Genomic DNA, 9,589 nt, shown 5'->3' with positions numbered 1-9,589 from the left:
GGCCGCGCGCGGGTACGACCGGGACGGATGGTTGACAGATTCTCTGGGCGGATGGTTGACACGCAATAGGACGATCGGAGCTCACAAGAGGAGTTTCCGATGCCCTGGAAAGAAGTCAACGTCATGGAACTGAGGAAGCAATTCGTACGGGACTACAAGCTCGAGGCGCACAGCGTGAAGGACTTGTGCGCAATGTATGGCATCCGCGCTTGCGTTCGCGACAGATGGTGCTGCGATGGCGGCCCATGGTGCGACCGATGGCGGCCAAGCTCTGACGCTCCTTGAGCTTGGTCTCAATCGCCCAACGTTCGGCATCAGAAAGATGTGAGTACTTCGAACCCATTGCAAAGCTCCATATTGGGGTTGGAGCGTTGCACTTAAATAGTGAGACTGCCGCGATGCCTAACGTTCGAGCTACGCTGCCCGCGGAGGCATGCAGTGTAAGCCTGATGTGCGAAGGTGCCGAAGGCGCCGCACACCAGGCTTACGCTGCATGCCGTAGCGGGTCAGCTTGAGCGAGGGGTTAGCCCTCGCTCGTGGGTCAGGGATGACTACCCGCTTATGCGATAGGAGAACACACCCGAAGTGAGAGGTGAGTAAGAAGGGTCTGTGCCCTCCTTTGGAGCGAAGTCTGGAGCCCGTGGTACGAACAGTCCGCTTTCTAGGACAAAGAAGTGTGATCGGGCAATATATAGGCCGGTCGAGTTAGCCAGAACATGTCGAGGTTTCAACCGCACTATTGTAAGTGGCCACTTGTCTGCCGGAATCAAGCTTGATTGATATTGCTTGAGGAGGGCAGGTGCGAGGGCAGCAAGTTCTGCAAGAACTGCGTCGTTCGGTGGCGTTGGGGTGCACGCAACAAAACTCGCCAGTATGGGTAGAACCAAGATTGAGCGACGGAAGGGGATTTGCGTTTGCCGCATTGGCTGACTCCGTTGACGAAATCTTGCGATGACCGGCGATACGTGTGCTTGCGAGGCCAAACGTTCGAGCCAAGCTGCCCGCGGAGGCAGGTACTGTAAGCCCGGACTGAGACAATGTACGGAGTACCTCAGGCGGGGCTTACAGTGCCTGCCGTAGTGGGTCAGCTTGAGCGAGGGGTTCGGCCTCACTGCACAGAGCCGCGCTTCTGCTTCTTGAGCCAGTCCTGCAGAGCTGCGTCGACTCGGGACTGCCACCCTTCACCGGTTGCCCGGAACCGTTCAACAACGTCTCGGGACAATCGGATGGTGATTCGCTCCTTCGTGGGCGACTTCTGCGGACCGCGTACGCCAAGCTTCTGTTGCAGCGAAGCGGGCAGGGCAGTCGCTGACCGGAAGCTCTTGATGTCTTCCGCCTTCAACTCGCGGACTTCGCCATCAGGGCGAGTCAGTGGAACGCGCTTGGGCATAACGCTTCACCTCTCTTGGGTTGGCCTTGCGAAAGCTGATGACACGAACCCCGTCGGTAGTTTCTGTGAAGCACAGAACGTGGACACGGTCTCCCACAAGACCCAGAGCTACGTACCGAGTCTCAGGGTACTCCCTGCGATCGTCCACGGCGAACACAGCGGAGTCGAAGCTGAAGTCTGCGGCTCTCTCGAAGCTAAGACCTCGCAGCCTCAGGTTGCGTTCGTTCTTGGATTGGTCGAAGGTGATCCGCACAGAGCGGATTGTATGCACAAACAGATGGCTGCGCTAAACTGGGCCGAGGCCTGACCTGGGCGTCTGTTGTGAGGCCGAACGTTCGAGCTAAGCTGCCCGCGGAGGCAGGCGCTGTAAGCCTGGTTCCCGATGATGCACCATGTGCCGCGGACCAGGCTTACAGTGCCTGCCGTAGCGGGTCAGCTTGAGCGACCGGTTAGGCCAGCCGCTGGTGCGCAGCGCACCGGGCGCACCCGAGATGGAGTGCTGCTGGAGAGGTTGAAGTTCTGCGCCCGGTGCGCGGTGAGCACAGACAGGTGGCGTCCCACAGGCCTGTCCCTGCGAAGCAGCTTGCGCTGGTGGCGTGCAAAGGAAAGCCAGGGCCGAAGCGGGGCGCTGAACGATGAAGTCCAAAGGTGCCTTGCGAGCGAGGGGACAAGTGGCGAAGGCGAGCCGCGTGCGGCGAGCCGTGATGAGGACAACCGGCATTGCTCTTCGGCGGGCCTAACGTTCGAGCTAAGCTGCCCACGGAGGCAGGCGCTGTAAGCCTGGTTCGCGATGATGCACCAAGTGCCGCGGACCAGGCTTACAGCGCCTGCCGTAGCGGGTCAGCTTGAGCGAGGGGTTAGGCCAGCCGCTTGGGTGCAGCGCACCGGGCGCACCCGAGAAGGAGAGCTGCGGGGGTGATTGGAGTCTCGCGTCCGGTGCGCGGGAAACAAGGAGGAGTGGTTCGAGGTGAGCGGTTCCGTACGAAGCATGTTGCGGCGGTGGCTACCAAAGAAGCGGCGGACCTGAAGCGGGGCGCTGAACAGTGGTGCACAGAGGCGCCTCGCGAGGGAGGGGGCAAGCGGCAGAGGCGAGCCGCCTGCGGCGAGCCGAGCTGAGGACAACAGGCATTGTTTCCCGGCGGGCCTAACGTTCGAGCTAAGCTGCCCGCGGAGGCGTGCAGTGTAAGCCTGGTGTGCGAAGGTGCCGAGGGCGACGCACACCAGGCTTACGCTGCATGCCGTAGCGGGTCAGCTTGAGCGAGGGGTTAGGCCGCAACGCGGGCGAGCGTGCGAGGCGCAAGACTGGCGAGAGCTTCCAGAATTGCCGGAACGGCAAGAACCAGATCGTCCATGCGATTGCTCTTGGCACGTACGACCAAGATCGCAATCGGAAGGGTTCCAGGATTCTGTTGGTACTCCATGCCCCTGTCGGCGGTTAGGAGAACGTCAAACTCGCCAGCCGCGAGAGCGAGCAGCTTGCCGTTCTTGATGCTTGCCCAGCCGTGCTTCTGGACTGAAGTAAAGGTGTGCCCCGTGAGATGACGGCCAAGGCGCCACGGCACAGACTCGTCAAGCAGTATGCGCATCAGCTTCCAGCTGGGATTTGGCGTCTTCAAGGACCTGCACAGCAAGCTCCCTACTCACGGACGGAAAGTCTTCAAGGAAAACTTCCAATGGGTCTCCGGCCTCGAGGTGTTCAAACAGGATTCGTACGGGGACCCGCGTTCCGACGAACACAGGAGTACCTCCGAGGATCTCGGGATCAGAGATGACACGAGGTGACTTCATGGGGCGCTCCGCTGCTGAAGCCGGCATTCTATCGGTGGTGGGCACCTGAGCGTGGGCTTTGCGGCCTAACGTTCGAGCTAAGCTACCCGCGGAGGCAGGCTTTGTAAGCCCGGTGCGCGACGATAGTACGACTGGCGCGGACCGGGCTTACAAGGCCTGCCGTAGCGGGTCAGATTGAGCGAGGGGTTAGACCGCACCTGGCGGACGTGCCTTGCGTTTAGAAGGCTGTGAAGCCAGCCATTCTTTCAGCGCTGTATTGACGCGGGTTTGCCAACCAGGCCCACTTGCCCTGAGAGCACCGACTACATCTGGATCGAGTCGGATCGCAACCTGCTCTTTCACGGGTCGCTTGTTTAGTCCGCGGGTGCGGCGCATTCCAGCCAGAGTGGAGGCGACCCCTCCGCCTGACGTGACTGCACCCTTGCTCCAGTCGACCTTCGGAGATTCCAAAGATGATTCAGTCGTCGCGGCTTTTCGGGCAGCGGCAATCTCTGCTGCACTAAAGGGCTTGGAAGTAGTCATCGGCTTCTTGACGTTCGGCATAGCGGCATGAGATCAGATGCGCGGTGTCGTCACCTCGCGGAGTCCAGACCAAGAAGACGACTCGACCCATCCACATTCCGAGGCTTTGCAGTCTCAGTTCACCGTAGGTCTCTCGAGAGTCTTCCACCGTGACCATCGGGTAGTCGAAAACAGGTTCCAGATCGGCAAGATCGATCTTGTGCTTCTGGAGGTTGGTTCGACGTTTTGGCTCGTCCCAGGTGATCATGCGCAGACTGTATATGCGTTCTGTCGCAGGGTCAAGCAAACCGTAGATGCAGAATGTAGCGGCGCAGACTACGTTGGTTGTGACGCCTAACGTTCGAGCTAAGCTGCCTGCGGAGGAAGCCGATGACCGGCCGCGCAGGGACGATGGCAACGCCCGCCCGGAGCGGCCGGGCATTGGCTGCCGTAGCGGGTCAGCTTGAGCGAGGGGTTAGGTGGCTGGTGGAAAACTGAGGAACTGTATGCGTGACTGGAAGCGATATGAGGAAGCCAAAAGGCTGCGAGACACCGGCCTGACGTTGAAGGCGACTGGCGCAGCGCCTGGCGTGTGTGGCGACACCGTTCGCTACATGCTGGCTTCGCTTGAGCGCAGAGAGAAGTCGCGTGTCTGGGCAACGGAAAACCCAAGCCTTGTGCCCTGGTGGTGGGGCTTGAAGCACGGCACGCGCTGGGAACTTGAGCAGCGTGGGATTGATAGCCGCGATGCTTACATGGCACTGGCCGCCGACGAGTTGAGCATCTGGCGCGGCGCTGTGGCGTTGCCGGGATGGGAAGAAGACAAGGACGCTTGGCGACGGAGCAAAAGGAAAATCGAACTGTCGATGGTTAACGAGGTTCGCGCCTGGCTGGGAGTGGCGCCATACGTGCCGGTTCAGCGCGTGGCGAACACTGCCGACCTGGAGCGTGCCCGGCGGTTGCTGGAGCGACACGGCTGGCGCGTTGAGCCACCTAACGTTCGAGCTAAGCTGCCCGCGGAGGCAGGTGTTGTAAGCCCGGTTCGAGAAAATGTACAGGGTACCTCGGACCGGGCTTACAACGCCTGCCGTAGCGGGTCAGCTTGAGCGAGGGGTTAGGCTTCACTCGGCGGCGGCCCGCTGCATAGGCACAAACCTAAACCCGTTCTGCGAGGTTGGCTCACCTGAACGCACGAAGCCAAAGCGGGCGTAGATGCGCCCATGCTCCTAGTGTAGTGTTGCGTTCTGTTTGGAACTTAAGCGCGCATTGGCCCGAATTACCTTCTGCAGGATGTCGGCGGCGCTCTTGGTCCAGATGAACGGCTTTGGTTTGGTGTTGTGATGGGCGACGTACTTTTCAATGGCAGTGATCAACTCGGGCACGCTCGTGAACACGCCACGGCGCAGCCGATTGACTGTGATGTCCCGGAAGAATCGCTCCACCATGTTCAGCCACGACGCTGAGGTCGGCGTGAAATGCATGTTGAAGCGTGGGCGCTTGGCCAGCCATTCCTGCACCGCAGGGTGCTTGTGCGTGGCGTAGTTGTCGGCGATCAAGTGCAGCGTTTTGTCCTTGGGCGTTTCACGATCGATCTTGCGCAGGAACTTCAGCCACTCTGCGTGCGTGTGACGCTGTTGGCATTGGCCAATGACGGTGCCGTCCAGCACGTTGAGCGCCGCGAACAACGTGGTTGTGCCATTGCGCTTGTAGTCGTGCGTCATCGTCTGCGCGCGCCCCTTCTTCATCGGCAGGCCCGGCTGCGTGCGGTCCAGCGCCTGTACTTGGCTCTTCTCGTCGCAGCAAAGCACCAACGCGTGCTCGGGCGGGGACATGTACAGGCCCACGATGTCTTCGAGCTTCTCGACGAACTTCGGGTCGCGGGACACCTTGAAGCCGCGCACCAAGTGCGGCTTCAGGCCGTTGGCCTGCCAGTGGCGCATCACCGTGCTCGGGCTGACCTTCAGCACTGCAGCCATCTTGCGAGTGCTCCAGTGCGTGGCAGCCACGGGCGTGCTCTGCGTGGTCAGCTCCACCAACTTGGCAACGTCCATCTTCACGGGCGGGGCGCCGCGCGGCAGGTCCTGTTCAATCCCCGGAAGGCCGGACTGCAGATAGCGCTCGCGCCAGCGAGCAACCTGCACGCGCCCTACGCCCAGTTGCTCGGCGATGTCCTTGTTCTGAAGGCCCTGTGCGGCCAGCAGGACGATCTGTGCACGCTGGGCCAGCCTGACGCTGGTGCGCTTGGAGCGCGCAAGCCTCGTCAGTTCGACCTCTTGCTCATCCGTCAACTCTATCCCTGGGGCAACTCGCAATTTTTCGCTCCATTGCAAACCGAAGTAGAGCATTGGAGGTGGAAAACTCAATTAAGTTCCTTCAAGAGTCGAACACTACACTAGGTAGGCAACTGCCTGCAGATTGATAGTCTTAAGCATCTGGGGCGCTTCAGAGGGTGTGAGCGTGGATGTGAATGTGAGGCCTAACGTTCGAGCTAAGCTGCCCGCGGAGGCGGGCGCTGTAAGCCTGGTTCGCGATGATGCACCATGTGCCGCGGACCAGGCTTACAGCGCCTGCCGTAGCGGGTCAGCTTGAGCGAGGGGTTAGGCCTCAATACTGTTCCATTAGGGCATGAACTCGTTCTTTGCTGCCCTTGGTCCGGCTGTCGCGGCTCGCCTCCCCGCGGGCGCGCTGATGCAGGGCTCAAAGCTGCACGGGCGGTGAACTCTTTGTGACGTGTAGGGGGCGTACGGCGAATTGCGGCGCTTGACCATGCGTGGCCGCTGCTGGTTGAGCGTTCGCACGCAGAGGGCCTTGGCGCTGGCCTGCAGCAGCTCACGAAGCCATCGCTGTCGGCGTCTGGGTTGCGCTGGGGGGAAAAGCCCCAGAGCGGGGCAGCTCGCGGCGCAGCAGCTGGACATGGGCCGTGAACGACAGCGCCTCGTCGGCCTGGCCGCAGCGGGCCGCCCCTTCGTGAAGCAGCCAGCGTACCGCGTAGTGCGCCAGCACCCAGCCGTAGAACTCCTGGCGCACCAGCTCGGCGGTCTTGCTGCGCAGCACGCGCCGGCCCTGGCGCAGATGCGTCTTGAGTTCGTCGAACACCGCTTCTACCTGCCAGCGCTGGTGGTACAGCGCCGCCAGCTCCAGCGCCGGCGCCTGCACCGGATCGAGCAGACTGGTCATGAGCCTGTAGCGGGGCGCAGCATCGGGCACGCCTGGCAGTTGGTACTCGATGACGCGCACCTGCAGCGCCTGGGCAGCGGCCGCTGCCTTGCCCACCCCGGTGGGCTTGATGCGGCTCAGGTAGGAGCCGTCGGGCAGCAACTGCTCCACCGGCAGCAGCCGCGACTCCGTGGCCCGCCACAGCAACTGCGCGCCGCTGCCCAGTGCCTGCTGCCAGTGCTCGAAGCCGTTGAAGCCCCGATCGGCCAGCAGCAGCATCCCCGGCTCCAGCGCCCCCAGCAGCCACTGGCACAGCGCCCACTCGTCGCCCCGATAGGGTCCAAGCTCGGCAGCCACGATGGCGTGGGTGGCGCACTCGGCCAGGACCACGCACTGCGCCTGCGGGTAGCCAGCCACACCGGTGCGGCTGCCCGGGCGGCCGAAAGCGGTGGCCACATCGACCTCGTCGGCCAGCTCCAGGCGGCTGCCGTCGATCGCCATCAGGCGCAGGCCCTTGTAGAAGGCCTGCGGCTGCCGCGCCGGATCCGCCAGCGGCAGGCAGCAGCTGCGCAGCAGATCGCGCAGCGGTGCCGAGCCCATGCGGCTGCGCAGCGCGCTGATGCTGGACTTGGACACCGGCGGTGGCTGCTGCGACCCCCGGGCCCAGGCCAGGCCCTGCGCGACAACCGAAAACACCTCTTCGTAGGCGGCCTCCGGATACAGGCTCAGCGCCATGGTGTAGTACACCCCCGCCACGGCGGGAAAACGACGGATGCGCTGCGAGTTCACACCGTGCGCGTCCAGCGCTTCGTGCACTCGCTCCGCAGGAAACACCCGGGCCAGCAGACTCGCACTCAAGTAGTCCGCCAGTCGTGCCCCTGAACCCAATGTCGCCTTCGTCCTGGCCATGGCTGCTCCGGTGGTTGCGCATGGCCAAGTATGGACGAAAATCAACTAATGGAACAGTATTGGGTTAGGCCTCGCTGTGGGTAAACCCGCGGTTGGTGACGTTCCAAAGGCTCGACGTGCGCTTCCCGCTCCGCGCTGCGGAAGGCCCGATGACCAAGGACTGGCTGTTGAGTGGGCCGAAGCGCGAAGAAGCGGATAGCGGGCGCCATACTCGGCTGCCGCTGCACCCGACTGGCAGCTTGGCAGGGCGCTTTGCGCGTTGCCTGGCGTGCAACTGCTCGCGTGGCTGGCCGGCTGTACCAGAGCTTGCTGGGTTGGACAACGGCTCCCTGCTGCGACGAGCGGTTGAGCTTGCACCGAGCTTGGCCAGTCATTGGCTTCGAGGGCTTCCCGATGGAGCCGAAGAGCACCGCAGCGGCCTTGACTTTCGCTGCGCGGCCGACGCGCGGCACTGTTCGAGCTGCCAAGCGGCGTATTCGAAGCGCTTGGCATGCACTGCGCGTTGAATGCGAGGCCTAACGTTCGAGCTAAGCTGCCCGCGGAGGCGTGCGCTGTAAGCCCGGGCTGCGATGATGCACCGTGTGCCGCGGCCCGGGCTTACAGCGCATGCCGTAGCGGGTCAGCTTGAGCGAGGGGTTAGGCAGCACTGTGCAGCCAGCATGGTCGGGTGAGAGTATGGAAGTTGGCGACGTGTGGAGGCCGAGCAGTCGCGCAGGGCTGCAGCGATGCGTCCAAGTCCGCCGCCACGGCAAGCGTACAGCGAAGCCGCAGTTGCTTGTTTGGCGGCGGAACCAAGCCCTGACTGCCAGCGGCGGATCAAGTTCAAGCGCTGCTGACCGCGAAGCGCTGCAGCCAAGCGTAGGGTGGGAGCGCTGCGATGCTGTAACGCCGCGCAAGCGCCCCTGCAAGGTAGGGCAGAGAACCCACGCACGAGCAATCTCCGCGCTGGCCGGAGCTCGTGCATTCGTGCGGCGGCTCAGAAAACTACACATCGCTTCAGATCGGGGCTTCTTGTGCTGCCTAACGTTCGAGTTAAGCCGCCCGCGGAGGCGGGCAGCGTAAGCCTGGGCTGAGATGATGCACAAAGTGCCTCAGCCCAGGCTTACGCTGCCTGCCGTAGCGGGTCGGCTTTAACGAGGGGTTAGGCATCACTGATTTACGGGCCGTGACGTTCACGGCGTTAGCGCCATCATCATGGCAATAGAAAGGCAAGTATGGACTCAAGCAACATCCCTAGCGAAGTTGAGCAAGAGAAGCGACTGCGAATCATCGAGATGCTGCTGCCACAGTTTGGCAGCAGCGTAGAGAAACTGCTTGAGGCGGCTACTCTCGTTCAAGAACATGTTTCAGGCCATCCCCGTTCGCAGCCCTGTAGCACTGCGCGTACAGAGTAAGCCAGTAGTCTCGCTTCTTCTTCTCCGCATCCTTGCCTTCCTCCCACTGAGAGATGCGATCCATTAAGTCAAGAGCAACGCGGGCTTTGGCGTCATTCTGGACCTCGACGGGATGCGTTACGCGGAAGTTCTCGGTTGCCATGGAAGCCTCCGTTGGCGGTTGTGAAGAGGAAGGGATGTTCTGTGATGCCTAACGTTCGAGCTAAGCTGCCAGCGGAGGCAGGCGCTGTAAGCCTGGTACGCGATGATGCACCATGTGCCGCGGACCAGGCTTACAGCGCCTGCCGTAGCGGGTCAGCTTGAGCGAGGAATTAGGCAACACTGAGGGTTTACCCGCAAACCTCTGGGTTAGGTGAAGGCACTTCCGCTTGCTGACACTCAGCGGTGCCTCCCGCTCCGCGCAGAAGAAGGTGGTGTGTCGGGTCTTCAAGCCGCCGCTCCAGCTACAGCT

At 62.2% G+C, this 9,589-nt stretch carries 12 protein-coding genes; 1 reads left to right on the top strand and 11 read right to left on the bottom strand.

Annotated elements, in window-relative coordinates; genetic code table 11:
* Positions 1-121: 121 nt before the first annotated feature.
* From KA711_15025 to KA711_14995, 7 genes are all read right to left on the bottom strand, one after another.
* Complete coding sequence (locus tag KA711_15025; GenBank protein MCM0610278.1) at positions 122-343, bottom strand: helix-turn-helix domain-containing protein; 222 nt, start codon at positions 341-343, stop codon at positions 122-124.
* Positions 344-1,108: 765 nt separating this feature from the next.
* On the bottom strand, positions 1,109-1,390 hold the full coding sequence (locus KA711_15020) for a BrnA antitoxin family protein (GenBank protein ID MCM0610277.1): 282 nt from the start codon (positions 1,388-1,390) through the stop codon (positions 1,109-1,111).
* Entirely contained in the window at positions 1,359-1,643 is a 285-nt protein-coding gene (locus KA711_15015) for a BrnT family toxin (protein MCM0610276.1), read from the bottom strand. Before KA711_15015 ends, KA711_15020 begins: the two co-directional genes overlap by 32 nt.
* A gap of 1,012 nt (positions 1,644-2,655) precedes the next feature.
* Positions 2,656-2,976 (bottom strand): DUF5615 family PIN-like protein, encoded by a 321-nt coding sequence (locus KA711_15010; GenBank protein ID MCM0610275.1) that lies wholly within the window; start codon positions 2,974-2,976, stop codon positions 2,656-2,658.
* On the bottom strand, positions 2,960-3,178 hold the full coding sequence (locus tag KA711_15005; GenBank protein MCM0610274.1) for a DUF433 domain-containing protein: 219 nt from the start codon (positions 3,176-3,178) through the stop codon (positions 2,960-2,962). The genes KA711_15010 and KA711_15005 overlap by 17 nt, the downstream gene beginning before the upstream one ends.
* Before the next feature lie 186 nt (positions 3,179-3,364).
* Positions 3,365-3,700, bottom strand: coding sequence for a BrnA antitoxin family protein (locus KA711_15000; protein MCM0610273.1), 336 nt, complete (start codon positions 3,698-3,700; stop codon positions 3,365-3,367).
* Positions 3,678-3,947 (bottom strand): BrnT family toxin, encoded by a 270-nt coding sequence (locus KA711_14995; GenBank protein ID MCM0610272.1) that lies wholly within the window; start codon positions 3,945-3,947, stop codon positions 3,678-3,680. Before KA711_14995 ends, KA711_15000 begins: the two co-directional genes overlap by 23 nt.
* A gap of 238 nt (positions 3,948-4,185) precedes the next feature.
* On the opposite strand from KA711_14995, the gene KA711_14990 reads away from it, so the two are divergent.
* Positions 4,186-4,785 (top strand): hypothetical protein, encoded by a 600-nt coding sequence (locus tag KA711_14990; protein MCM0610271.1) that lies wholly within the window; start codon positions 4,186-4,188, stop codon positions 4,783-4,785.
* Between the two features lie 15 nt (positions 4,786-4,800).
* Here KA711_14990 and KA711_14985 read toward each other — a convergent pair whose 3' ends face one another.
* The 4 genes from KA711_14985 to KA711_14970 form a co-directional block, all read right to left on the bottom strand.
* The gene (locus KA711_14985) at positions 4,801-4,893 is read right to left on the bottom strand and encodes a GNAT family N-acetyltransferase (protein MCM0610270.1); all 93 of its coding nucleotides are present in this window, start codon (positions 4,891-4,893) and stop codon (positions 4,801-4,803) included.
* A gap of 12 nt (positions 4,894-4,905) precedes the next feature.
* Positions 4,906-6,024: an IS630 family transposase gene (locus KA711_14980; GenBank protein ID MCM0610269.1), complete on the bottom strand. Its 1,119-nt coding sequence runs from the start codon at positions 6,022-6,024 to the stop codon at positions 4,906-4,908.
* A 484-nt stretch (positions 6,025-6,508) separates the two neighbouring features.
* Complete coding sequence (locus KA711_14975; GenBank protein ID MCM0610268.1) at positions 6,509-7,744, bottom strand: IS4 family transposase; 1,236 nt, start codon at positions 7,742-7,744, stop codon at positions 6,509-6,511.
* A gap of 1,323 nt (positions 7,745-9,067) precedes the next feature.
* Complete coding sequence (locus tag KA711_14970; GenBank protein MCM0610267.1) at positions 9,068-9,280, bottom strand: hypothetical protein; 213 nt, start codon at positions 9,278-9,280, stop codon at positions 9,068-9,070.
* Between the last annotated feature and the right edge of the window lie 309 nt (positions 9,281-9,589).

This window comes from Ideonella sp. WA131b (assembly GCA_023657425.1).
Taxonomy (GTDB): Bacteria; Pseudomonadota; Gammaproteobacteria; order Burkholderiales; family Burkholderiaceae_C; genus Rubrivivax.
The sequence above is the reverse complement of the archived record's forward strand: the minus strand, read 5'-3'. Positions and strand labels throughout refer to the sequence as shown.